General features: G+C 66.0%; 25 protein-coding genes. 10 read left to right on the forward strand and 15 right to left on the reverse strand.

Annotation, left to right across the window (positions count from 1 at the left end; genetic code table 11):
* Positions 1-20: 20 nt before the first annotated feature.
* Positions 21-716: a ferritin-like fold-containing protein gene (locus WIMU1_RS16100; protein ID WP_062798784.1), complete on the reverse strand. Its 696-nt coding sequence runs from the start codon at positions 714-716 to the stop codon at positions 21-23.
* 363 nt (positions 717-1,079) lie between these two features.
* Here WIMU1_RS16100 and WIMU1_RS16105 point away from each other — a divergent pair, with 363 nt between their 5' ends.
* Complete coding sequence (locus tag WIMU1_RS16105) at positions 1,080-2,762, forward strand: DEAD/DEAH box helicase (protein WP_062799188.1); 1,683 nt, start codon at positions 1,080-1,082, stop codon at positions 2,760-2,762.
* 6 nt (positions 2,763-2,768) lie between these two features.
* Positions 2,769-3,998, forward strand: coding sequence for an Rv3212 family protein (locus WIMU1_RS16110; RefSeq protein WP_307715070.1), 1,230 nt, complete (start codon positions 2,769-2,771; stop codon positions 3,996-3,998).
* 12 nt (positions 3,999-4,010) lie between these two features.
* Here the strand turns inward: WIMU1_RS16110 and WIMU1_RS16115 are convergent, their stop codons facing one another.
* Positions 4,011-4,802, reverse strand: a complete 792-nt coding sequence (locus tag WIMU1_RS16115; RefSeq protein ID WP_062798788.1) for a ParA family protein — start codon at positions 4,800-4,802, stop codon at positions 4,011-4,013.
* A gap of 151 nt (positions 4,803-4,953) precedes the next feature.
* Here WIMU1_RS16115 and WIMU1_RS16120 point away from each other — a divergent pair, with 151 nt between their 5' ends.
* Positions 4,954-5,634, forward strand: coding sequence for an acid phosphatase (locus WIMU1_RS16120; RefSeq protein WP_062798790.1), 681 nt, complete (start codon positions 4,954-4,956; stop codon positions 5,632-5,634).
* A gap of 69 nt (positions 5,635-5,703) precedes the next feature.
* On the opposite strand, the gene WIMU1_RS16125 is transcribed toward WIMU1_RS16120, so the two are convergent.
* Positions 5,704-6,189, reverse strand: coding sequence for a hypothetical protein (locus WIMU1_RS16125; RefSeq protein ID WP_062798792.1), 486 nt, complete (start codon positions 6,187-6,189; stop codon positions 5,704-5,706).
* Between the two features lie 95 nt (positions 6,190-6,284).
* Between WIMU1_RS16125 and WIMU1_RS16130 the strand changes: the two genes are divergently transcribed.
* Together WIMU1_RS16130 and WIMU1_RS25795 are read left to right on the forward strand one after the other, a co-directional pair.
* A complete protein-coding gene (locus WIMU1_RS16130; RefSeq protein WP_174548752.1) occupies positions 6,285-7,253 on the forward strand; it encodes a diacylglycerol/lipid kinase family protein in 969 nt (322 codons plus the stop codon).
* 291 nt (positions 7,254-7,544) lie between these two features.
* Positions 7,545-7,799, forward strand: coding sequence for a WhiB family transcriptional regulator (locus WIMU1_RS25795; protein WP_023955875.1), 255 nt, complete (start codon positions 7,545-7,547; stop codon positions 7,797-7,799).
* A 118-nt stretch (positions 7,800-7,917) separates the two neighbouring features.
* Here the strand turns inward: WIMU1_RS25795 and WIMU1_RS16135 are convergent, their stop codons facing one another.
* Entirely contained in the window at positions 7,918-9,423 is a 1,506-nt protein-coding gene (locus tag WIMU1_RS16135; RefSeq protein WP_062798793.1) for a sensor histidine kinase, read from the reverse strand.
* Positions 9,424-9,502: 79 nt separating this feature from the next.
* A complete protein-coding gene (locus tag WIMU1_RS16140; RefSeq protein WP_023955877.1) occupies positions 9,503-9,721 on the reverse strand; it encodes a biotin/lipoyl-binding carrier protein in 219 nt (72 codons plus the stop codon).
* Between the two features lie 115 nt (positions 9,722-9,836).
* Between WIMU1_RS16140 and WIMU1_RS26900 the strand changes: the two genes are divergently transcribed.
* Positions 9,837-9,911 (forward strand): 50S ribosomal protein bL37, encoded by a 75-nt coding sequence (locus WIMU1_RS26900; protein ID WP_369758845.1) that lies wholly within the window; start codon positions 9,837-9,839, stop codon positions 9,909-9,911.
* A gap of 128 nt (positions 9,912-10,039) precedes the next feature.
* On the opposite strand, the gene rsrA is transcribed toward WIMU1_RS26900, so the two are convergent.
* Entirely contained in the window at positions 10,040-10,363 is a 324-nt protein-coding gene (gene rsrA, locus WIMU1_RS16145; protein WP_023955878.1) for a mycothiol system anti-sigma-R factor, read from the reverse strand.
* Positions 10,360-11,019 (reverse strand): sigma-70 family RNA polymerase sigma factor, encoded by a 660-nt coding sequence (locus WIMU1_RS16150; protein WP_165842425.1) that lies wholly within the window; start codon positions 11,017-11,019, stop codon positions 10,360-10,362. Before WIMU1_RS16150 ends, rsrA begins: the two co-directional genes overlap by 4 nt.
* Positions 11,020-11,258: 239 nt before the next feature.
* Here WIMU1_RS16150 and WIMU1_RS16155 point away from each other — a divergent pair, with 239 nt between their 5' ends.
* Complete coding sequence (locus WIMU1_RS16155) at positions 11,259-11,741, forward strand: YbaK/EbsC family protein (RefSeq protein WP_062798795.1); 483 nt, start codon at positions 11,259-11,261, stop codon at positions 11,739-11,741.
* Positions 11,742-11,788: 47 nt separating this feature from the next.
* Here WIMU1_RS16155 and WIMU1_RS16160 read toward each other — a convergent pair whose 3' ends face one another.
* Together WIMU1_RS16160 and WIMU1_RS16165 are read right to left on the reverse strand one after the other, a co-directional pair.
* On the reverse strand, positions 11,789-12,556 hold the full coding sequence (locus tag WIMU1_RS16160) for an SOS response-associated peptidase (protein ID WP_062799191.1): 768 nt from the start codon (positions 12,554-12,556) through the stop codon (positions 11,789-11,791).
* A gap of 118 nt (positions 12,557-12,674) precedes the next feature.
* Positions 12,675-13,424 carry a hypothetical protein gene (locus tag WIMU1_RS16165; protein ID WP_116915011.1) on the reverse strand — a complete coding sequence of 250 codons (750 nt, stop codon included), beginning with the start codon at positions 13,422-13,424 and terminating at the stop codon, positions 12,675-12,677.
* 133 nt (positions 13,425-13,557) lie between these two features.
* On the opposite strand from WIMU1_RS16165, the gene aroA reads away from it, so the two are divergent.
* Positions 13,558-14,820: a 3-phosphoshikimate 1-carboxyvinyltransferase gene (gene aroA, locus WIMU1_RS16170; protein WP_062798796.1), complete on the forward strand. Its 1,263-nt coding sequence runs from the start codon at positions 13,558-13,560 to the stop codon at positions 14,818-14,820.
* Positions 14,817-15,809 (forward strand): ribosome small subunit-dependent GTPase A, encoded by a 993-nt coding sequence (rsgA, locus tag WIMU1_RS16175; protein WP_062798799.1) that lies wholly within the window; start codon positions 14,817-14,819, stop codon positions 15,807-15,809. The genes aroA and rsgA overlap by 4 nt, the downstream gene beginning before the upstream one ends.
* Here the strand turns inward: rsgA and WIMU1_RS16180 are convergent.
* Both WIMU1_RS16180 and WIMU1_RS16185 read right to left on the reverse strand, forming a co-directional pair.
* Positions 15,806-17,059 carry a fatty acid desaturase family protein gene (locus WIMU1_RS16180; protein ID WP_062799193.1) on the reverse strand — a complete coding sequence of 418 codons (1,254 nt, stop codon included), beginning with the start codon at positions 17,057-17,059 and terminating at the stop codon, positions 15,806-15,808. The genes rsgA and WIMU1_RS16180 overlap by 4 nt on opposite strands.
* 107 nt (positions 17,060-17,166) lie before the next feature.
* Entirely contained in the window at positions 17,167-18,468 is a 1,302-nt protein-coding gene (locus tag WIMU1_RS16185; RefSeq protein WP_023955886.1) for a fatty acid desaturase family protein, read from the reverse strand.
* Positions 18,469-18,884: 416 nt separating this feature from the next.
* On the opposite strand from WIMU1_RS16185, the gene WIMU1_RS16190 reads away from it, so the two are divergent.
* A complete protein-coding gene (locus WIMU1_RS16190) occupies positions 18,885-20,315 on the forward strand; it encodes a DEAD/DEAH box helicase (protein WP_062798800.1) in 1,431 nt (476 codons plus the stop codon).
* Positions 20,316-20,425: 110 nt separating this feature from the next.
* Here the strand turns inward: WIMU1_RS16190 and WIMU1_RS16195 are convergent, their stop codons facing one another.
* From WIMU1_RS16195 to WIMU1_RS16210, 4 genes are all read right to left on the reverse strand, one after another.
* Complete coding sequence (locus tag WIMU1_RS16195) at positions 20,426-21,547, reverse strand: ferredoxin reductase (protein WP_062799195.1); 1,122 nt, start codon at positions 21,545-21,547, stop codon at positions 20,426-20,428.
* 105 nt (positions 21,548-21,652) lie between these two features.
* Entirely contained in the window at positions 21,653-22,174 is a 522-nt protein-coding gene (locus tag WIMU1_RS16200) for a DUF6912 family protein (RefSeq protein WP_023955888.1), read from the reverse strand.
* 29 nt (positions 22,175-22,203) lie between these two features.
* Positions 22,204-23,643: a WS/DGAT/MGAT family O-acyltransferase gene (locus WIMU1_RS16205; protein WP_211339018.1), complete on the reverse strand. Its 1,440-nt coding sequence runs from the start codon at positions 23,641-23,643 to the stop codon at positions 22,204-22,206.
* 91 nt (positions 23,644-23,734) lie between these two features.
* A complete protein-coding gene (locus WIMU1_RS16210) occupies positions 23,735-24,214 on the reverse strand; it encodes an Rv3235 family protein (RefSeq protein ID WP_062798802.1) in 480 nt (159 codons plus the stop codon).
* Positions 24,215-24,456: the final 242 nt, after the last annotated feature.

The raw sequence follows: 24,456 nt of genomic DNA on the forward strand, positions 1-24,456 counted from the left end.
GCCAGCCCGGAGGCAGCGGCTCAGCCCAGGCCCATGTCGGCCATCCGGCGAGCGTGCCGCTCCTGGATGGAATCGAAGAACGTCACGATCCGGTTCAGATCGGACTGGACCGAGAACAGCAGCTCGGTCAATTCCTCCTGGCCGGCGAGCACGTACTGCGTCTGGGTGATCGCCTCCCCGAGAAGCCTGCGTCCCCAGAGGGTGAGGGGCGACTTCAGGTCGGGGTCTGCGGCGACCGCGTCACGGACGGCGGTGGCGGCGAAGTCCGAGTGCCCCGTCTCCGACATCACCTTGCGGACCACGGCCTCGGCCTCAGGCGGCAGGGTGCCGGCGATCTCGAGATAGAAATCCGCGGCCAGACCATCGCCGACGTAGGCCTTGACCAGCGACTCCTGCCAACTGCTCGGCACGGTCGACGCGTGGTAGCGCTCGAGTACGGCCTCGTACTTCTCGATCGCGTCGTACACGTCCACCCCGCGCGCACGCAGTTCCTCCTGCAGGATCTCGAAGTGGGCCATCTCCGCGGCGGCCATGCTGGCCATCGCCACGCGTCCCCGGATTCCCGGGGCCATCACGGCCTCGGAGGTCAGGCGGTAGAACGCGGCCAGTTCACCGCACGCCAGGACCCCGAAGAGTTCGGTGATTCCAGGGTGATCGAAGGGGACCGAGGTGGCGACATCCGACACCGGCGGTTCGGTTTGTGAACCAGACGACATGGTCTCCAGTGTAGTCAGCAGCTCACCGTCCGCGACGACTGAGCACGCGCGCAGGCCGGATGGACATCCGGCGGGTCGCCGACTCGATGTTGGCAATATGCCGAGGACACGTACACTGCGAGGAGTAAGCCAAGCGCCTTAGCTGGCTCACACGGACATTGTGCGCGCACCGACGGCAGCCCGATTGAACAAAATCGGCCCGATTCGCCCGATACCGGTCATGCGAGTCCTCGGCAGATCGAGGATCCAGAGCTGACCTGTTGGTTGATTCTTGCAGTGCGCGCGGGAAAGCACTTTGCGGAAGGCAATCAACTGAACACCGACAATCACACCTCAGATACGAACACCGAGACTGCAGTCTCCCTGGACGACGTCGTCGAGGCCGAAGAGCACGTCATCGTCGCCGAGGACCACGTCTCCCCCACCTTCGCCGAGCTCGGCGTCCGGCAGGAGATCGTCGACGCCCTCGCCGCCGACGGCATCACGAACACCTTCGCGATCCAGGAGCTCACGCTTCCCCTGGCCATGGCGGGCGACGATCTCATCGGCCAGGCACGGACCGGCATGGGCAAGACCCTCGGCTTCGGCGTCCCCCTGTTGCAGCGGGTGTCGCAGGCCACCGCGGACGCCGGCGAGCCCGGCATCCGCAAGCTCGACGGCACTCCCCGCGCACTGATCATCGTGCCCACGCGCGAGCTGTGCATCCAGGTGACCGACGACCTCGAGGTCGCGGCCAAGGGCCTGCACGTCGACACCGCGGACGGGCAGAACCGGCCCATCCGCCTGCTCTCGATCTTCGGCGGCCGGCCGTTCGAGCATCAGATCAGCGAGCTGAAGATCGGTATCGACGTCGTGGTGGGTACTCCCGGGCGTCTGCTCGACCTCGCCCGCCAGGGCCACCTGATCCTGGGCAAGGTGCAGGTCCTGGTTCTCGACGAGGCCGACGAGATGCTCGACCTGGGATTCCTCCCCGACATCGAACGAATCATGAGCTCGCTGCCGGATGCCCGTCAGACCATGCTCTTCTCGGCCACGATGCCCGGGCCGATCGTGACCCTGGCCCGCACATTCTTGACCAAGCCGACGCACATCCGCGCCGAGCACGCCAACGATTCGGCGATCCACGAGCGCACCACGCAGTACGTGTACCGCGCGCACGCCCTCGACAAGGCCGAGCTCGTCGCCCGCATCCTTCAGGCCGAGGGTCGCGGCGCCACAATGGTTTTCACCCGGACCAAGCGCACAGCCCAGAAGGTCGCCGATGACCTCGCCGAGCGCGGGTTCGCCGTCGGTGCCGTTCACGGAGACCTCGGACAGGTCGCGCGCGAGAAGGCCCTGACTGCCTTCCGCGAGGGGCGCATCAACGTACTCGTCGCCACCGATGTCGCCGCCCGAGGAATCGACATCGACGACGTCACCCACGTCATCAACTACCAGTGCCCCGACGACGAGAAGACCTACGTGCACCGCATCGGCCGCACGGGGCGCGCCGGACGGACCGGTATCGCCGTGACGCTGGTCGACTGGGACGAGCTGCACCGCTGGGAGATGATCAGCAAGGCGCTCGACCTGGCCAAGGACGAGCCTGCCGAAACCTATTCCAGCTCACCGCATCTGCGTTCGGACCTCAACATCCCGGAGTCGGCCAATGGCCGGATCGGATCGGGCGGCGCGGCACGCGAAGACCGCAAAGAACGTGAACCCCGCTCGGGTGGACGTTCCTCGGGGTCGGGTCGCCGCGAATCCGGAAGCCGAGAAACCGCAGGCCGCGAGTCCGGCCAGCGCGAGGGGGGCCAACGCCCGTCTCGTCAGCGTCGTCGCACCCGCGGCGGCACACCGGGCGAAGGCGCCGGCGTGGCCGGCGAGGCGACCACCACCACCGAGTCCGCGAGCACCGGGTCGGCCGCCTCGACCGCACCGTCGGAGACGTCCGGACCCGGCACCGAGGGCGGCGACCGTCCGCGGCGTCGTCGACGTCGCCGTGGCGGGCAGACCTCGGGCGGCGCCGAAGGTAACGGCGAGACCGTGAGCAGCACCTCGGAGTAACTGACGGTGCCAAAGCCTGAGCGGCGAACACGGGTCGATCTCGCGGTGGCCGCGGTCATCGTTGTGGTGATCGTCGTTGCAGGCGTTGCCATCTGGTCCACCAGCGCCGTGCGCGGGACCAGCTCGGACCCCGCTCAGAACTCAGCACCTCTTCCGACCTCGGCATCGTCGGTGCCGTCGGGTCTCACCGAGGCCTGGCGCGCTGCCAGCAATGCGACCACAGTGCCCGTTGTGATCGGCCCGGTGGTGGTCACCGGCGACGGTGGGACCGTCATCGGACACGACCCGTCGACGGGACGTGAACTCTGGTCCTATCGCCGCGACCTGCCGCTGTGCGGGGTTGCCGGCTGGCCCGGCGCGGGACGCGATTACGTCATCGCGGTCTATCGCAATGCCCGCGGCTGCAGCGAGGTGACAGCTCTCTACTCCGCCACCGGACAGCGCGCGGCGTCCCGTAGTAGCGACGCCGACAGCACTCTCGACTTCAGCGTCGAGAAGGACTATTTCCTGGCACAGGGCGACACCCGGTTGGAGACGTGGCGCAGCGATCTGGTGCGCACCATCGAATACGGCCGCGTGGACGCACCCGTGAACCCAGGCGCACAACCGCGGTCCGGCTGCGAGTTGCTCTCCAGCGCAATCGGTTCCGGCCGAGTGGCAGTCGTCGAGCGGTGCGGGATCGAACCGGGGTACCGATTGACGGTTCTCGGTGCGACGCTGGACAAAGACGAGAAGCTGGACGAGCAGGGGTCGACGTTGATCACCGCTGATCTCGGCTCACCACCCCGCGTGGTGGCAGTCGGTGCGAACGGCGTGGCCGTCTACGTCTCGTCCCCGAGCCCCATGCTCGAGACCTACGCACTCGACGGCACCCTGCGGGGCCGCACCACCCTGCTGGGGCGCGCGGTGGGTGTCGAGAGCAAGCCGGTCAGTAGCGGCGGGCTCATCACCTTCTGGACCGGCGAGGCCACGCTGGTCCTGGACGCGAGCACGTTGCAAGCCCGATTCCAGGTACCTGCGACACTGGGGCCCGGCGTGGTGATGGCAGGTTCTCTGCTGCTGCCCAGTGCGTCGGGCATCAGCGAACACAACATCGTCGACGGCCGGCCGATTCGGTCGATTCCGGTGCCGCGCAGCGGCTACGGCGGCGGCATCATCACACTCGGCCTGATCGGCGACAACGTCGTCCAGCAATGGGGACCGACGATCTCGGTACTGAAACCCTCCGCGGCCTAGGCCGAGTGGAGATCACTCTGCGTCGATCGTCACCAGGTCGGCTCCCACCAGCCAGTGCTTCCACAGGTTCTCCGCGAGTTCCCGGTAGGCCTCCGACCCCTTGTTCTTGCGACCCCCGAGCACACTGACCCCGGTCGCCGACGCCTCGGCAAAGCGCACCGTGCGCGGGATCGCGGGAGCCAGCACGGGGAGGTCGTACCGATCGGAGACGTCGGCGAGCACATCGCGACTGTGGGTGGTGCGGGCGTCGTACAGGGTCGGCAACGCGCCGAGCAGCGCAAGATCAGGGTTCGTTATCTGCTGGATCTCGGTGACCGTGCGCAGCAGCTGACCGACACCCCGATGCGCAAGCGTCTCGCACTGCAGGGGCACGATCACCTCGTCCGCCGCGGTGAGTCCGTTCAACGTGAGCACACCGAGGGACGGCGGGCAGTCGATGATGATCACGTCGTAGTCGTCGGCCACCTTTGCCAGCACCCGTTTGAGCGCGTACTCGCGCCCCGGCCGCATCAGCAACAGGGCCTCGGCGCCGGCGAGGTCGATGGTCGCCGGCAGCAACGTCATCTTGTCTTCGGTGTCGAGCAGTACGTCGGCGATCTCCGCTTCGCCGAGCAGCACGTCGTGCACCGAGACGGGCAACTTGTCAGGGTCGTGACCCAACGAAAACGTAAGGCTGCCTTGAGGATCGAGGTCCACGACCAAGACCGACACATCCATCCCCGCCAACGCCGCCCCCAGCGAGATCACGGTTGTCGTCTTGGCGACGCCACCCTTTTGATTCGCCACGGCAAGTACCTTGCTCATTGCTTGACTCCCTCCGGCCACGCATTTGGAAGAGCTGATCGAGCTTCGCCCTGCTCTGTCTCCGACAGCGCCCACAATTACATGTTCTGTCCGCCGGTCAGGAACAGAAGATGGCTTGCGGTGCCGTCGCAGCCTGTGTTCCCTTGACCCTATGCGCCCACCGAGCAATTTGTCCGCAGAGAACACTGCGGTTTCGGCAATCCATCGCCTCATCCTCATCCGCCACGGCGAGACGGAGTGGTCGAAGGTGGGAAAGCACACCGGGTCGAGCGATATCGCTCTGACAAAGCTCGGTGAACAGCAGGCCGAGAGCCTGCGTGCGCCACTCGACGAGCTGCTCCTGACCGATCCGCTGGTGCTGTCGTCGCCGAGGCTGCGCGCCCGCCACACCGCCGAACTGGCCGGATTGACCATCACCCGTACGGGCGAGGAGTTCGCCGAGTGGGACTACGGCCGATACGAAGGACTCACCACACCGGAGATCCGCGAGACCGACCCCGGTTGGACGGTGTGGAATCGCGGCGGACCCGATGGTGAGTCACCGCAGCAGATGAGTGACCGTATGGACGGTGTGATCGCCGATCTCGTGCAGTACCTGCGCGATCGATCGGTGGTGGTCATCGGCCACGGACACTTCTCGCGGTCGCTGCTCGCACGGTGGATCGGCGCACCGGTCCGATTCGGCGCTCATTTCGCGATGCTGCCCGCATCGCTGGCGGTTCTCGGCTTCGACGGCGAGACCCATCAGATCCAGTCGCTCGGGATCACCGGCTATCGCAGCGCCGATTACGTGGATGCCGGCCGCCCGGCCCATGTGCGAACCGTCACGTGACCGGCCCGGGCGTGTCCTGACCAACCGCCACCCCGTATCGATCTCGGGGAGGGACCGAGCGCGGCGCCGCTACCGGCGACGCTTCTTCTTGCGTGACTGCGCGCGTTTTGTCGCCGACTCTTTGTCTGCCACAGCATCTTCCGCGCCGTCGTCCGGACCGTCGATCGCGTATGCGGCAGCGAACCACGTCATCGACGACGGACTGAAGAGGAATACCAGTGCCGCCACCAGAGCGATCAGGATCGGCGTACCGAGAACCGGCAGGTCGCTGTCGGTGATCAGCGCAAAGGCGAACGGCAGCAGCAGGACCTGGGCGATGACGGCGATCGCCCTCCCCCATCGCCGGCCCATCAGCAGCGCGAGCCCGCCTGCGAAGATGCCGCCGCCGAGGATTGCGAACCACGCTGCGGTGCCGTACCCACTGATCGCCTCCTCTTCGTGGCCCATCAGGCCGCGGACAACGGCGACAATCGCATAGACGATGAAGGCGGCGCCCTCGAGCGCCACGATGGCGCCTGCCCGGCGAACGTTGATCGGAGGAGTTGAGTCCGGCACCGGACCAGCCTAGTGGTCCGCGATCGGCCGGACGGTGGAGGATCGCGTCGGCGGTGGATCCACACATCCCGCTAGGCTCACTTCTCGTGCGCGCGATGCTGATCGTCAACCCCTTCGCCACCTCGACCACCGAGGCGGGGCGGGATGCGCTGGTGGGCACCCTGACTGCGTCACTGCGCCGGCCCGGGGACCACCGGACCCCATTTGTCGAGATCACCGTCGAACACACCACCCACCGAGGACATGCCGGCGAACTGGCGTCGAAGGCTCGGCTCGAGGGTTACGACGTCGTTGTGGTCCACGGCGGCGACGGCAGCGTGAACGAGGTGGTCAACGGCGTCATCGACCCACCCGGATCAGCTCAGTCGAGCGGCCTGCCCTCACCTGCCGTGGCGGTGGTGCCGGGAGGCAGCGCAAACGTTTTCGCCAGGGCGTTGGGTATCGACCCCGATCCGCTCAAGGCCACCGGGCAACTCGTGGACCTGCTCGCCGGCGGGGCACGGCGCCGGGTCAGTCTCGGCCACACCGATGACCGCTGGTTTCTGTTCAACGCGGGCCTGGGACTCGACGCCCAGGTGGTGAAGTCGATCGACGAACAGCGCGTGGCCGGTCACCGGGCCTCCGCCACGAGATATCTGTGGACCGCAGTACGTACTTTCATCGGGGCCGCGGGCCAGCAGCCGACCCTGACCGTCACCCTTCCCGATGCCGAACCTGTAGACGGCGTCCACTATCTGTTCGTCTCCAACTCCCGGCCCTGGACCTATCTGGGCGCGCGGCCCATCGAGACCAATCCGGACACCAGCTTCGATGGGCAACTGGGCGTGTTCGCGTCGAGATCGATGAGTCCGCTACGCAACCTGCCGCTCGCCCGCCAGCTGCTCTCGCGCACGGCGCAGCCGAGCGCACGCCACCTGCTCAGAGCCGACGACGTCCCGTCCGTGGTGGTCAGCAGTACTGCACCGATAGACATGCAGATGGACGGCGAATACCTGGGGACGCGTACCGCCCTGACGTTCGGCTGCAGGCCCGGCGCATTGGAAGTGGTCGCTCCGCCCGAGTGATGTGCCTCTCGTCCGCGTGTTAGCTGATCGTTGGACATCTGTAAAGAGTCCGAGGTCACACCATGTTTGCCTGATAAATCACAGGCAAAACCGTCTGCACAGTAGTACAACGGGAGGTGGACCAATGAAGGCACCCCCTACACAGTGATATTGCACACGTGTTAACGCAACACCATTGACTTCATCTGGATTCGTGAAAGTATTCACAAGCAACAGTGCGGAAACAATAACTACGCACGCATGAACTGACGGTTACGAGCGGCGCGAAGAAGCGCCTGAAGGAGCAGAGGGATGGACTGGCGTCACAACGCAATTTGTCGCGACGAGGACCCGGAGCTGTTCTTCCCGGTGGGAAACAGTGGCCCGGCCATCGCGCAGATTGCTGATGCGAAGCTCGTCTGCAACCGCTGCCCGGTTACAGCTGATTGCCTCACTTGGGCATTGGAGTCCGGACAGGACGCAGGCGTTTGGGGCGGAATGAGCGAAGACGAGCGGCGTGCGCTCAAGCGGCGCAACGCACGCAGTCGCACACGCAGTTCCGTATAGCCCGACCTGGGTGATCACAGCCCATTGATCACCCGACAACAGACAACCCAACCCGGTGGCACACCAGCCACCGGGTTTGTGTTGTTTCAGGCTCAAAGGTGAAGAGCGTCAGCGCTTTTCAGCGCAACGGAACGGTGAGCACGGCATCGGTACCACCATCGGTTCCGCTGCGCAGCTCCAACGTGCCGGACAGCTCGATCTGCACCAGCGTGTGCACGATCTGCAACCCCAGGCGATCGGACTTCTGCGGATCGAAGTCCGGCGGCAACCCGATCCCGTTGTCGTGCACCGTGATCACGAGTTCGCGGGTGGTGCGGGAGGTCTCGATCAAGACCAGGCCCGATTGTTCGGGCGCGAATCCGTGCTCGACCGCATTCTGGATCAGCTCGGTGAGCACCATCACCATCGGCATCGCGAGGTCACTCTTCACCACACCGATCTTTCCGACCCGGCGCACGACAACGTCACTGCCACCGGACGCCACATCCGCCATCACCGGGACGAGCTGGTCGATGGCGACGTCGAGATCGACCTCCTCATCCACGCTGCCCGAGAGCAATTCGTGAACCAGCGCGATCGAGGCAACCCGGCGCACGGCCTCGCCGAGCGCTTGCCGGGCCTCTTCGTTGGGGGTACGGCGGGCCTGCAGACGCAGCAGTGCCGACACACTTTGTAGGTTGTTCTTCACCCGGTGGTGGATCTCGCGGATGGTCGCGTCTTTACTGATCAAGGCCAGGTCCCGGCGTTTGACCTCGGTGACGTCGCGCACGAGGATCACGGCGCCGACCAGTTCGCCGCGCGGCCGGAGTGGGACGGCGCGGATCAGCACCGTGGCACGGTGCGCGTCCGCCTCGATCCGCATGCCGGCGTGCCCTTCGGCGGCGGCGCGCAACATCGCAGCGGCTTCTTCGGATTCGAACGGATCGGTCAGCAGTGACACGGTCACATCGGCGAGGTTGTTGCCGCCGAGCTCGGACGTCCACCCCATCCGGTGATACGCGGACAGCGCGTTGGGACTGGCGTACTGCACGGCGCAGTGTTCGTCGACGCGGATGAAACCGTCGCCGGCGCGCGGCGTGGACAACCCCCGCGGGTTGCCCTCATTCTGCGGGAACGTGCCTTCAGACACCATCTGGCACAAGTCATTTGCGCAGTCCTGGTAGGAGAGCTCGAGCGGTGACGGCAGCCTCGGCTGCGTCAGATTGATGGCCCGGGCGAGCACTCCGACAACCGATCCCTCGAACCTGACGGGCACCGCTTCACGCCGGATCGCCACCGATCCCACCCACGTCGGATCTTCTTCACGCAAGATACGGCCACTGACCAGTGCACCGAACACCTGAGGATTCTCGTCGACGGTGATCGATGTGCCGACCACGTCGGACGGAAAGACGGTGGGCGCCGTGTTGGGACGGCACTGGGCGACACAGACCATATGGGTGGTGTCGCCGGACGTACCGTCGTCTGAGGTGTCGTGAGTCCGCTGCGAGTGAACCCACATCTGCAGGTCCGCGAACGACAGGTCCGCCAGCAACTGCCACTCGGCGACCACACGCTGGAGATGGCCACCTGCTGCGCCGGAGAGCTCGGTGTGTTCGGCGAGCAGCTCGGACAGCGTCGACATCAGGACAGACCCCGCTTGTTCAGAGTGCGAGCGGCGCGCACGTCAGTGTTGGTCGACATCACGACCGCGAGATCGGCGGTCAGTTGTCGATGACCGCGATGAGGTGCCCGGCCTGGATCACGTCGCCGACATTGACCTTGACCTCGGTCACCGTGCCCGCCTCTTCGGCGAGTACCGGGATCTCCATCTTCATCGACTCCAAGAGGACGATGGTGTCACCGGCTTCCACCACCTGACCAGGGGTGACGACCACTTCGAGAACGCTCGCCACAATCTCTGCCACGACCTCTTCTGCCATGCCGTCCTCCCAAGTTGATGTTCTGCGGTATCAACCTATCGCACGAAGACCGTCCGCGATTCTCGGCGGCGACCCCCTTCGTGTCACAATGGAGCGCTGTCGAAAGGAGACTGTCATGGGAAAACGTGGACGTAAGAAGCGGGCCCGCAAGAAGAACGCGGCCAACCACGGTAAGCGCCCCAACGCCTGAGCGTTGGGCGCTTCATCGAAGAGTGCCCGAAAAAACAATCGATCCACTTATCCGAGGACGATCCGCTTGCACGGCGGACTGTCTTCAGATAAGTGGATCGTTTGCTTGCGGGACCGTGCGTGGAGGAACTACCCGCGGGTCTCGCGGACGATGACCGTCTTGCGGATCTCCAGGGTCAGGCGTTCGCGCAGCCCTTCAGGCGCCTGATCCCCACCGCATTTGCGGCTCACCAGACTCTTGAGCTGCTTCTCGATCCCGTAGTGCTCGAGGCATGGCGCGCACGAATCGATGTGCGTCTGCAGCCGCGCCCGCGCGTTCTGGTCGCACTCGTTGTCGAGCAGCAGCCAGACATCGGCGATCACCGCCGAACAGTCGAGCCGGTCGTTTTCGTCGATGGCCTCGTCGGCACGCGCGTCGTGTCCCACTCCATCGCCTGCATTCCCGGTACTCATCCGGCAACCTCCTGTTCGTGACCCTTGCGGCCACCGGCCGATCGGCCACCAGTTCCTCTGTTGAATCCTCGCTCGCGAGCGACGTCGCCGAGCAGGTCGCGCAATTGCTTACGACCCCGGTGCAATCGCGACATCACGGTCCCGATCGGGGTGTCCATGATCTCGGCGATCTCCTTGTAGGGCAGGCCTTCGACGTCCGCGTAGTACACGGCCATCCGGAAATCCTCGGGCAGCTCCTGCAGAGCTGCCTTGATGTCGTCGTCCGGGAGGGCGTCCAGCGCCTCGATCTCGGCCGACCGCAGACCTGCCGACGTGTGCTCGGCGGTGGCCGCCAGCTGCCAGTCGGTGATCTCGTCGGTCGGGTACTGCGCGGGCTGTCGCTGCTTCTTGCGATAGCCGTTGATGTACGTGTTGGTGAGAATCCGGTACAGCCACGCCTTCAGGTTGGTCCCGGCACGGAACGACTTGAAGGCGGTGAACGCCTTCACATACGTTTCCTGCACCAGATCTTCGGCATCGGCCGGATTACGGGTCATCCGCAGCGCGGCCCCGTACATCTGATCGAGCAACGGCAGAGCGTCGCGCTCGAATCGCGCATACTGCTCTTCCGGGGTCTCTGGGTGCTCTTCCGGTGTTTCGGCTTCGGTCACGACAATCCCTTCGAGACCTGCGGGAAAATCAGGTCTGTCGAGCAAGCCTACCGACCCGGTATCTGCTGAGTTGCTGTGCACACCACACCTCCTTCGCAGTAAAGAACACCATCACCGCGCACCTTGTTCCGGAAGACGTCAGGTTTCGCCCACCCTGGGCTTTATCAGTGGCTCTCGGGGCACTCTCGTCACGACAACGGGGTGGCCGGACCGAACACCCATCTCGGGCAGGACAATGGATCCCCATGGCAGCGACTTCGGCATTGCTGGCCCTGCAGACCGCAGGCATCGACCACCGCGTTCACAAATATTCGGCGAGTTCGGACGGGGCCTGGGGTCCTGAGGCCGTCACGTTCATGACCGACGCGGTGGGCGCCGAACCCGACCAGATATTCAAGACGCTGGTGTTCGATGTGGCCGGCACGCTGGCCGTGGCGGTCATCCCCGTTCCCACGCGGCTCTCGCTCAAGGCCGCCGCTGCCGCCTTGGGGCTGGGCGGCAAAGCAGCGATGGCCGAGCCGAAGGACGTCATGCGGGTCACCGGCTACGTCCTGGGCGGGGTGTCACCGATCGGTCAGCGCAGGCCGCTGCCCACCGTCGTCGACGAGACTGCCGAGCTGTGGCCCGTGGTGTTCTGCAGTGGGGGCAAACGCGGCCTCGAGATCGAGCTGTCCCCCGCCGACCTGATCGCCGTCACCGACGCCGTCGTCGCAGACATCACTTCCTGAAGGCGCCGGGACTGCCGAAGCGCCGAGGAACCGTGCTGCGCCGACCCTCAGAGCGGCTGGATCAGATCCGCGCGATTGTTGCGGACGTTGTTCACGTCGGTGGACACCCGGTACGGCACTAGATGCGGCTCGGGCAGGGCCGCCAGCAGGTCTCGGGCCACATCGACCTTGCCGCTCGAGCAATCCAGCCAGTCGTCGCGCATGTCCGGGGTCACGATGACCGGCGTGCGGTCGTGGATGTGGCCCAGCGCATCCGCCGCGGGACGGGTGATCACCGTGGTGGTCCACAACCAGCGGTCCGGATCATCCTTGGCCTTGCCCGGGTCGGGCCACAGTTCGTAGAGACCCGCGAAACCGAGGATGGGGGTGTCGGGGTCGTGCATGAAGAACGGCAGCTTCTTGCCGTCCTCCCCCTTGGTCCACTCGAAGAAGCCGGCCGCCGGCAAGATGCAACGGCGTTTCGCGGCGGCCCGTTTGAACGAGGGCTTCTCGGTCAGCGTCTCCGATCGCGCGTTGATCATCCGATTGCCGATGGACGGGTCCTTGGCCCAACTCGGCACCAGTCCCCAGCGCAGTGCCCGCAACTGCCGCTGCACGGCAGGCTCGCCATCGGTGACATGGACCGACTCCGACCGTCGGAGCGACTGGTCGGACTCAGATCGCTCGGCCCGTTCGAGAACGGTCGGGACCGTCGTCGTCGGGGCCACGTTGTAGGACGGATTGTCGAGTTTGGCCGCGTCCTCGGCGGCCAGAGCAGCGTCGAATGCGGCAACCAGATCTGATGTACTCGCCGTCGTGGCGTATCGCCCACACATGCGGCCCATTATCCCCCAGCGCGAGCGCCGACCGCGGCACTGACGCATGTCCCGGTACGGGCGCACAAAAACACCAGCGCCCCCTCGACAGGTCGAGAGGGCGCCGGTTCGGTCGGTATCAGGCGTTGGCCGCGTCCTGGACGATGGCGATCTGCTTGTTGAGGAGGTCCACCACTGCCGCCTCGTCGGCGCTGCCCCAACTGCCGGCGTCCTCTCCGATGAGCGTCACGTCGACGCTCACGGTGACGCCGTCGACGTAGGCCCCGGTTGACCGGATGGTCAGCGGCAAGGCGTCGGCACCCACGGTTGCGGTGCCGGTGCTCACGACGGTCTTTGCCGGGACGGTGGTGCCCTGAGGGTCTTCGAGCGAGTTCTCCATCTCGGCGACCAACTGCGAACCATCCGGGAGGTCGTCGCGCATGGTCATCGCAGGACAGGACGCGATGTCGTTCTCGAGCTCCTCGAAGGAACCGTCCTGCCCGAGGATGACCTGGGTTTCGATGGTGCTGCCGTCCTCGAGGTCGTACTTGACCTTCGCCCGGTCGAATTGCTTGCTGGCGTCGGTCTCATCGGCGATGTTCGCGCAGCCCGTCGGCGTGACCTCGGGATCGGACTCGTTGTCGGCTTCGATCGCGGCTTTGTCCATGACCACATACGTCCCGCCGCCAGGGAACTCCGACTCGGGGAGCATCAGGTCTTCGGCACGGGCGTCGAGTTCGGCGGCCGTGGGCTCCGAACTCGAGGACGTTTGCGCGCTCGCGGACGGATCCGCACTGTCCGACGAATCGTCGGAGCACGCCGAGAGGGTCAAAACGGCTGCGGCACATAGTGCGACGAGCGCGGCGGGGCGAGTTGGGCGAAGGTTCATGGAAAGAACATAGCGGGCAAACGGCCACAAATTCCCGTCTTGTCAGCTATTCGGCAGACCACCCTCGCCCGACGGCGCCCCGAGGCCGCCTCGGACCATCGGACCTGCTGCGAAGGCATGAAAGACTGTCTGGGTGAATGCATGGAACGCCCCCCACGCTCCCGCGCCCGTCGACGCCGTTGTCAGCCTCCCCGGCAGCAAGTCGATCACCAACCGGGCACTGGTGCTGGCGGCGCAGGCCGACGGTCCGTCGACACTGACCGGCACACTCCGCAGCCGTGACAGCGACCTGATGCTCGACGCGCTGGCCGAGCTCGGTGTCGGGGTCGACGTCGATCCCGACGATCCCGCCACCGTCACCATCACCCCCGCACCCATGCACAGCGGAAAGGTCGATTGTGGGTTGGCCGGCACGGTCATGCGGTTTGTTCCTCCACTGGCTGCCCAGGCGGACGGCGTCGTGGAGTTCGACGGTGACGCACAGGCCCGCAGCCGGCCGCTGCACACCATCCTCGGGGCACTACGCGACATCGGTGTCCAGGTCGCGGGCGATTCCCTCCCGTTCACCATCACCGGGACCGGTTCGGTCCGCGGGGGCGAGGTGACCATCGACGCCTCGGCCTCATCGCAGTTCGTCTCGGGCCTGCTGCTCAGTGCGGCCCGCTTCGACAACGGGCTCACGATCCTCCACGTCGGTGACCCCGTCCCGTCGACCCCCCACATCACGATGACGATCGACATGCTGACCACAGCCGGTGTCGCGGTGGACGTCTCGACCGCGAACCGTTGGCAGGTGGCGCCGGGCACGGTCCGCGCCGTCGATTGGCAGATCGAGCCCGACCTGTCGAACGCCGCGGCCTTCCTTGCCGCCGCCGCAGCCACCGGCGGCACGATCTCGGTTCCCCGGTGGCCGGTGACGACCACCCAGCCAGGAGCGGTGATCGTCCAGATCCTCGAGGCGATGGGGTGCCGCGGCCAGAACGCGGACGGCGTTCTCTCGATCACCGGACCCACTGCGCTGCAAGGTATCTCGTGGGACATGAGCGCCGTCGGTGAACTGACCCCGACCGTCGCCGCACTGTGCGCACTCGCGGAAGGACCTTCGACACTCTCCGGCATCGCCCATCTGCGGGGCCACGAGACCGACCGCCTCGCGGCGTTGACCGCCGAGATCAACCGGCTGGGTGGGCGGTGCAGCGAAACCCCTGACGGTCTTGTCATCGAGCCCAGAACCCTGCACGGCGGGACCTGGCGTGCGTACGCCGATCACCGGATGGCCACCGCAGGCGCTCTTGTCGGCCTGGTCACCGAGGGCGTCTCGGTGGACGACATCGGCACCACCGCCAAGACACTCCCCGACTTCCCAGCGATGTGGGCGAGGATGATCAACGCTTGAGCAAGCGGCAGTACGACGAGACCGATGTCCGGGTACGCCCGGGCCGGGGCACTCGGCCACGCACCAAAACCCGTCCGACACATGAAGATGCCGAGACGGCCATGGTGGTCTCCGTCGATCGCGGACGGTGGGGATGCGTACTCGCCGACGACCCCGACACCAGAGTCGTCTGCATGCGCGCCCGCGAACTCGGCCGTACCCCCATCGTGGTCGGTGACGACGTCTCGGTGGTGGGCGACCTGTCCGGCAAAGCGGACACCCTGGCACGCATCGTCCGGGTGGCGCCGCGACGAACTGTGCTGCGGCGCACGGCCGACGACACCGATCCGTACGAGCGCATCGTGGTGGCCAACGCCGAGCAACTGCTGATCGTCACCGCCCTCGCCGACCCACCGCCACGCACCGGATTCGTCGAACGAGCCTTGGCCGCAGCCTATGTCGGCGGCCTCACCCCGGTACTGTGCCTGACCAAAGGGGACCTGGCCGACCCCGAATCCTTTCGGGCGGCGTTCGCCGACCTCGACCTGCCGGTTCTGATCGCCGGGCGGGACGATCCCATCGAACCCGCGCAGGAACTGTTGCAGGGCAAGCTGACCGCCTTGATCGGGCACAGCGGCGTCGGCAAATCCACGCTCGTGAACAGACTCGTTCCCGACGCATACCGCGCAACCGCGGTGGTGTCAGGTGTGGGCAAGGGCCGGCACACCTCGACACAGTCGGTGGTGCTGCCGTTGCCCGGCGGCGGATGGGTGGTCGACACACCCGGCATCCGCTCGTTCGGGCTCGCCCACATCGGCCCGGAGGACGTCATCAAGGCCTTCGACGACCTGGCCGTCGCGATCGAGGCCTGTCCCCGTGGTTGTACACACCTCGGTCCGCCCGCGGACCCCGAATGCGCTCTGGACGCGCTCGAGGGCCAGCATCACCTCCGCGCCATGGCTGTGCGCGAACTACTGGCCGCGCTGAGCGTGGCCAACCACTGGGACTAGGCGCGCAACTGCTTTGCGCGGGCCCTGCGCCGTGAACGCGCCTCGGCGAGAGCGGTTTTGAGGCCCTCCCGCTTGTCGGCGGCGAGCCGGCGGCCACTGACCGCAGCGGCGCCACGCAGGCCGGCGAACTTCTTCTCCGAGGCGGTTTCCGGCGCATCGTCGGCGGTGTCGACGAGCAGACCGTCGGGCAGTGCCAGCTTGCAGATGGTCCGGAACGTCAACCAGTACTGATTCGGCAACGACCCCGTGGTGTACGGCAGGTCGTATTTCTCGCACAGCTCGCGGATCCGGACACCGATCTCGGCGTAGCGATTCGACGGCAGATCAGGAAAGAGGTGGTGTTCGATCTGGTAGCAGAGGTTGCCGCTCATGAACGCCATCGCCGGGCCGGCATTGAAATTGGCGGTGCCGAGCATCTGCCGCAGGTACCACTGGCCGTGCGTCTCGTCGATCAGCGTTTCCTCGTTGAACTTCTCGGCACCATCGGGGAAGTGACCACAGAAGATGACGAGGTACGCCCAGAAGTTACGAACCAGGTTGGCCGTCAGATTGGCGGTGAGGGTACGACGAGCAGCCTTGCCCGACAACAGCGGGAAGATCACATAGTCCTTGGCCAGCTGCTTGGCGACCTTCTTCGAGAAGTCCTTGATCTGCGGGACCGCAATCTCTTTCGGCTTGTTTCCCGCCAGGTACTCGCGGATCTCCAAGTCGTGCAGACCGATTCCCCACTCGAAGGTGGCCGCGAGGAACAGGTTGATGAACGGTTGGGGCAGGTGCTTCCACTGCCACGGTTCGTCACGCGTCACCCGCAGCACCCGGTAGCCCACGTCGTGATCCATGCCGACCACGTTCGTGTACTTGTGATGGATGTAGTTGTGCGAGTGCTTCCAGTGGGTCGAAGCGCACACCATGTCCCACTCCCACGACGTGGAGTGCACCTCCGGGTCGTTCATCCAATCCCATTGGCCGTGCATGACATTGTGGCCGAGTTCCATGTTCTCGATGATCTTGGCGACCGAGAGCATGGCCGTTCCGCCGAGCCACAGCAGCCGGTTGCGGCTTCCCAGCAGTGTCAGCCGACCGCCGACCTCCAGGAATCGCTGTGCGGCGATGGTGCGCCGCAGATACTTGGCATCGCGCTCGCCGCGGTCGGATTCGATCTCGCGTCGCAGTGCATCGAGCTCGTTGCCGAGGGCCTCGACGTCGGCTTCGGTCAGATGCGCATACGCGTTGATGTCAGTGATTGCCATCGCGCCTTGTAACTCCTTGTCGGCGTTGTCCACCGGATGAAGCCGGCGTGGACTGGTGGTGTTCCACCATTGTCCACGCCGGGGTTGTCGGGGGCGACCCGGTACGTTCAGGCAGCCCTGACGCCGTCGGTCTGAGTGCGTTTACGGATGGAGATCACCGGTGAACGGCGACCGCGAAGACTGTTGATCGCACTGCGCAATCCACGGCGGCGGCCTGTGGCCGGGTCGATCTCGGCGACGAGTCGCTGCTCGGGATGCGACTTGAAGCGTCGTTCGGACGCCGTTTCAGGTGCGTCGTCGGTGGTCGCCTTGAGGTACTTGTTCGGTAGCGACAGTTTGGCGATGGTGCGCCAGGACTTCGCGTACTGCACCAGGAACGGGCCCGTGGTGTACGGCAGGTCGTACTTCTCGCACAGTTCGCGAACCCGCACGGAGATCTCCGCGAGCCGGTTGCTCGGCAGATCGGGGAACAGGTGGTGCTCGATCTGGTAGCAGAGATTGCCGCTCATGAAGGCGAGGGGCTTGCCCGCATGGAAGTTGGCGCTGCCCAGCATCTGCCGCAAGTACCACTGCGCCTGGGTCTCGTTCTCCATGTCCTGCTTGGTGAACTTCTCGGCTCCATCAGGGAAGTGACCGCAGAAGATCACGGCGTTGGTCCAGATGTTGCGGATGGTGTTGCCGGCGAGCGTGGCGGTCATCGCCCGTCCCCAGCTCGTCCACGAGCGGTTGGTCGCGCCGGCCAGCGCCGGGTACACGACGTAGTCCTTGCCGATCTGCCGGCCCACCTTGATGCCGACGTCCTTGAGGTCCTTCTTGAACTCGTCGGGGTTGGGGTGTTTGCCCGCGGCGACCCGGCCGAGTTCGAGGTGCTGGACGGCGACGCCGTACTGGAAGAACAGCATGAGGAGCGTGTTGTAGGCCAGGTTGCCCAGGTTGAACGGCTTCCACCGCTGATCCCGGGTCACACGGATCAATCCGTAGCCCACGTCGTCGTCCATCCCCAGCACGTTTGTGTACTTGTGATGGATGAAGTTGTGCGTGTGCTTCCAGTGGGCGGATGGACCTGTGTTGTCCCATTCCCAGCTGGTCGAATGCACTTCCGGGTCGTTCATCCAGTCCCATTGACCGTGCATCACATTGTGGCCGAGTTCCATGTTCTCGACGATCTTGGAGACGCCCAGGGCGCCGGCACCGAGTGCCCACAGCTTGCGGTCGCGGGCGCCGAACAGCAGCGCGCGGCCCGTCAGCTCCATGCCGCGCTGGAAACGAATGGTGTTGCGAAGGTACTTGGCATCCTTCTCGCCGCGGACGGATTCGATGTCGCGGCGGATCGCGTCGAGTTCCGCGCCGAGCGCTTCGACATCGGCGTCGGTCAGGTGGGCGTACTCGGGGATGTCAGCTATTGCCATCTGAATCAAACCTCTCTTCTCGAGGATTGGGGGGAGGCCGAACCGGATCGAGAGAGCAACCTACGGGAACGTAACTTACGCAATCGTAGGTTCCGATTCCGAGGCTGTCCAGTGCGGTGAGACTCAGGTCACGCAGGCGCAAATACCCAGAACGCCGCGATCGCGGGCTATAGTTGACGGGTACTCCGCGCCATATGCGCGGAACCGTCGTGGAACTGCTTCCTCGCACCGTCGCACCCGAAGAGATTCGATGCGCATCATGTGCGAGTTGATCAACCCCACCGAGCTTTCACACGGCGATCGTTACTGCCCACCGAATGGTGGCCGAGGTAATCGGCCCTGATCAGCGGCAGTCGCGCCAACCAGCGGTGAATCGAGCTCGGAGCACCGCGTAACACGGAAAACGTGATTTTTTGATGACTTCTGTATCCAGTCCTGCCTCAACCACTTTCGCCGACCTCGGCGTTCCCCCGCGCCTGGTCAAGGTGCTCACCGCCGGCGGCATCACCGCCCCTTTCCCCATCCAGGCCGACACGCTGCCCGACAGTCTCGCCGGTCGCGATGTACTCGGTCGCGGAAAGACCGGTAGTGGCAAGACCCTCGCTTTCGCCATTCCGCTGGTCGCCCGTCTGTCTGCGGGAAGCCCCGCAGGAGCCGGCCGCCCCCGCGGACTGATCCTGGCGCCCACCCGCGAACTGGCGACCCAGATCACCGCTGTCGTGCAGCCGATGGCCTCGGCCCTCGGACTCACCGTGACGACCATCTTCGGTGGCGTGCCGCAGGGCCGTCAGGCCTCCGCGTTGCGCGCCGGAGTGGACATCGTCGTGGCCTGCCCGGGCCGCCTCGAAGACCTCATGCGCCAGCGTCTGGTGCGTCTGGACCGCGTCGAGATCTCCATCCTCGACGAGGCAGACCACATGGCCGACCTCGGTTTCCTCCCCGGCGTCACCCGCATCCTGACCGCCACCCCCGAAGGCGGACAGCGACTGCTGTTCTCGGCCACCCTCGACAACGGTGTCGACAAGCTGGTCAAGCGTTTCCTGAACCAGCCGGTCATGCACTCGGTCGACGAGGCCACGTCGCACGTCTCCGCGATGACCCACCACATCTTCGAGGTATCCGGACAGGACTCCAAGAAGGGCGTCGTCTTCGCACTCGCCTCAGGGCGTGGTCGCCGGATCCTGTTCATGCGCACCAAGCATCAGGCCCGCAAGCTCGCCAAGCAGCTGACCGACGCCGGCATCCCCAGCGTCGACCTTCACGGCAACCTGTCGCAGGGCGCCCGCGATCGCAACCTGCTCGCCTTCTCCAGCGGTAAGGCCCGTGTGCTCGTGGCCACCGACGTCGCGGCACGTGGCGTGCACGTGGACGACGTCGAATTGGTTGTGCACGTGGATCCGCCCACCGAGCACAAGGCATACCTTCACCGTTCGGGCCGCACCGCTCGCGCGGGCAGTGCCGGCGACGTGGTGACCCTGACCCTTCCCGAACAGCGTCGCGACATGTCGCAACTGCTGCGCAAGGCCGCGATCAAGGCCACCCCGATCCGGGTGACCGCCGACTCGGAGCAGCTCAAGACACTGGTCGGCGAACCGGCCGACCTGGTTGCGCCGCCTGCTGTCAGCAACGTCCCGAACCGCACCGCCAAGGCGCCGGGCAGCCGCTCGGCCGGCTCGCGTCGTCCTCGCCCCACCGCCAACGGCTCCGCGCCGTATGAGGGTCGTGGTCGGGGACAGAGCGCACGATCCGAAGGTGGCCGCGCCGAGAACGGCCGTACCCGCGGCCACACCGGCCAGGGCGGCAGCCGTCGCAGCAGCACCTCCAGCCGGACCGGCTCCGCACGCTAGAGGCCCGCAACACTTCCCGACCCCCGATGATGTGCCCTTCTGGCGAACAAACCTCCAGGTGAGTTCCGCCAGAACAGCACATCATCGGGGGTCGGCGTGCGTTCTACGGGTCAGACCTCGAGAGTGCAATCCCCTGCCGCGACGCTGACGCAGGTCTGAACTCGCTCTCCCTCTACGTGTTCGGCGCCGCTGCGCAGATCTCGCACGCACCCCTTTTCGAGCATCACCACACAGCTCTGGCAGATACCCATCCGGCAGCCGAACGGCATCTGCACGCCGGCATCCTCACCGGCCGTCATCAGTGTGGTGGCACCGTCCACTGTCGCCGTCTTGCCGGTACGAGAAAAGGTCACCGTGCCGCCCTCGGCACCGACCTCGCCACGCTCCAACGCGAACCGCTCGATGTGCAGGTGGTCCCGCAGCCCCGCCTGGGTCCACTTGTGGGTCAGCGAATCCAGCAGTGCGGCCGGGCCACAGGCCCAGGTCTGGCGGGACGCCCAATCCGGGCACAGATCGTCGAGACGCTCGATGTCCACCTTGCCCTCGCTGCGGGTGAACTGGATGTGGGCGTCGAGCAGCCCGCCCGCCTGCATCGCTTCGAGTTCCGCGCCGAACATCAGGTCATCCGCCGTGGGCACCGAATGGATCAGTCGCACATCGGTGTGCTGGTGGCGCGTCTCCATCGTGCGCAGCATCGACATGATCGGGGTGATGCCGCTACCGGCGGTCACGAACAGCAGCTTCTCGGGGAGGTCGGCGGGAAGGACGAACTCACCCTGGGGCGGCGCGAGCCGGACCACGGTGCCCGGTGCCAGGCCCCGAACCAGGTGCCCGGAGAGGAAACCCTCGGCCATCGCCTTGACGGTGATCGTGACCACCCGGCTACGGGCACCTCCCGAGGTCTGCGGCACCGACGTCAGAGAATACGAACGCCAGGTCCAGCGCCCCTCGACCAGCACCCCGATCCCCATGTACTGGCCCGGGAGGTAATTGAACGAAAATCCCCACCCCGGTTTGATGACGATGGTGGCCGAGTCCGGCGTCTCCGGCCGGACCTCCACGATCTTGCCGCGCAGCTCACGCGCCGACCACAGCGGATTCGCGAGGTGCAGATAGTCGTCCGGCAACAACGGGGTGGTGATCCTTGCCGCCACCGCCCGCACGGTGTTAGCCGCCCGGTTGCTGCTGGCGATGCCCCGCACCGGTGCCTCGAAACGTTCTCGCCAACCCATCTGAAGTGCCTCCATTCAACTGCCGCCGTCAATTCTCGGGCGCAAACTTACGCAACCGTAGGTTACGCGTCGAACGGGCGCACAGGGAGGTCGGCGCCGGCGCGCCTAGAGCAGCTCCAGAAGGAACGGAAGCTCTTGCGTTGCATACCAACCCAAGTCGAAATCCTCGACGTCGCCGATCGCCAGCTCGGAGTCCTCGTCGCCGAGGTCGGCCGAGTCCACCAGCCCGACAGCTCGGACCACCTTGTCCTCGGCATCACCACCGTCGATGAGAACCGACGCGATCGCCGAGCGGTCCACCACCGGGGGGACCTTGACCACCGCGACGTCGAGGTCGGGCCGCAGTTTCACCTCGTCGACGTCGGCGGCGATCACCACACGCCGGGAAGGTAGCTGGGCCTGTCCGTCCTCGTCGGACCGATCGTCGTCCTCTGCTGCCAGCAACCGCAGCGACGCCCTGGCTGCTTCACGGATGGCCGCTTCGGCGAGTTCCTCGTCGTCACCGTCGTGGTACGCCTCTCGCAGCGCCGGGGTCAGCGCGAATGCCGTACCGCCGACCGGCCGGAACTCACCGGACTGGTTGAGCTCGAACAGCATCGACAGTGTGGCGGGCAGATAGATTCTCATGTGACCTTTCTCGAGGGACCGGCACGGGCTCAGCGCGCACCGGAAAGCAATTCGTCGAACGAGTCGGTGAGGTACTCCGCCATCGCGCCCAGGTCCCACATCACACCGCGATCGGCGTTGAGGCCGAAGTAGATCCGGCCGTTGTACGAGGTGAGGCCGACGGCCAGCGCGCGGTTGCGCACCAGGACGGGAACCGGGTAGATCGCGAGGATTTCGTTGCCACCGAGGTACTGCGCCGCCCTCGGACCCCGGGCGATCGTGATGGGTAGATTGAACGACCGACGCGACAGCGAGGCTGTCGCGCGCGCGCTCATCGCATGGAACGTTGCCGGCCCGATCTCGGGTATCCAGGGTTCCACGCCCACCGATCCCCGCCGGCCTGACTGCGAGTGCCGTTCGGCCAGCTGCGCGACCTGCGAGAGGCGCACAGCCGGATTGGCTTCTCCCACAGGGAGATCGGTGACAAACCCGTGTAGACCGCCTGCCATCCATTCGGCCGACGTGGACATGCCACGGGCTTCGATGTCGGCGTCGGACTCCGCCGCGTCGTTGTCGACCGGGTACGCCGAGAGAGGGACCATCGCGCGGATCGTCTCGACCTGGTCCACCGCTTGCTCGCGGGAGAGCAACCACCGCCGGATGGCCCCCGCGATGGCAGCGAGGATCACGTCGTTGGGTTGGCAGCTGTACCGCTCGGCGATGTCCACGCAGTCCTCGACCGCGAACGAGGCGACCGTGAAACGACGGGTGGGCGCCGTCGCGCCGTTGAGTGGACTCGCGGGCGCGGTGCTGGCCGCCATCTTCATCACCGTCTCCACCCTGCGGGCCGTCGCCGTGACGGCCTGGCCCAACCAGGTCACCTGGTTGGTGGCGGCTCGCACCTGGTCGACCATCTCCCAGGGCCGGGTGATGACGTCGGTGATCGCCCCGACCACCAGCTCGCTGTTGCTCGGCTCCCGGTCGGGAAGCCAGAGGTCTTCGGGCATCTGGGCGGGTTCGCGGGTGTCGTCGACGATGACTTGATTGATCTCGAGCGCTTCGTGCCCGTCGACCAGCGCCCGGTGGGTCTTGGTGAGGATGGCCATCCGGTCGTCTGCGAGGCCCTCCACGAGGTACATCTCCCAGAGCGGACGACTGCGCTCGAGCGGTCGCGACATCAGGCGCGCCACGAGATCGTGCAGCTGGTCGTCGGCACCGGGGCTCGGCAGTGCCGATCGCCGCACGTGATAGGTGATGTCGAAGTCGCGGTCGTCGACCCATACCGGCCGCGCCAACCCCAGCGTCACCTCGCGGATCTTCTGCCGATATCGGGGTACCAGTTGCAGGCGGCACTCGACCGTCGTCAGCAGACTCGCGTAGTCCAGTCCCCCAGGACGACGTTCCAGGATCAGGAGCGATCCGACCTGCGTGGTGGTGCCGCGCTCATCGAGGTAGTAGTACATCGAGTCCTGGGGCGACAGCCGATTCACAGTTCGATGCTAGCCGTCGACGGCCGAGCCGGCCCACCTGTCCGCCACGCCGGCGTTGCGGCGTCGCGGCAGGCGAGCGCATGGTCGCCGATCATCCGACGGTCACAGCGGTCAGGAGACAGCGCTGCGTTCGGCGGCGTGCTCCCCCCGGTTCGGCTGCGCGCATCACCACCCGGCGGCGCTCCACACGAGCGCCCATCGCGAACACTCTGTCGCCCCGTCCGTAGACGACGGTGATCTCGGCGACGTCCGGCCGGATGCTCTGCGTATGTAGGCGCAGCAACGCCGCGGGCGGGCCACCCCGGTCGGTTCCCGAGGACAGCAGCGTGCGGAACTGGTCGGCGATATGCGGGATCGCCACTGCCGACAATTGCGTCACGGGACGGCGACGGTTCATCACCTCGAGCACGAGTTTGATTGCCCCGATGGCGAATTGCCGGATCTCCAGGTCGACACCGTCGAGCACCACGGGTACCGGAGATCGACGGAGCGGAGCCGGCCGGCCGAGTGGAATCACCCGCGGCTGACTCGGATCAACCGGTTCCGGTTCGTATCGAGGTGCAGCGGTCACCCTTAGAATTGCGCCATCCACGACCTCCGCGGTGGACGAATGGGACTCCCCCATCGGCCGGGAACATGCGAACGGACCCTCGTGTGCGGGTGAGCTCGAATCTGAGGTCGGGGCGAGCTCCGTGGCCGGCCCCAGCGTTGTTGTTGTCATGGTCCCCCCGGACCCATCGGCACATGACCGGCACTGGTGGCCGGCCCGGTAAACCGGGGAACCCGGATACCAGCAGTACGACGTGCCCTGCG

Origin of the sequence: Williamsia muralis NBRC 105860 (assembly GCF_001598915.1) — a bacterium.
Taxonomy (GTDB): Bacteria; Actinomycetota; Actinomycetes; order Mycobacteriales; family Mycobacteriaceae; genus Williamsia; species Williamsia muralis.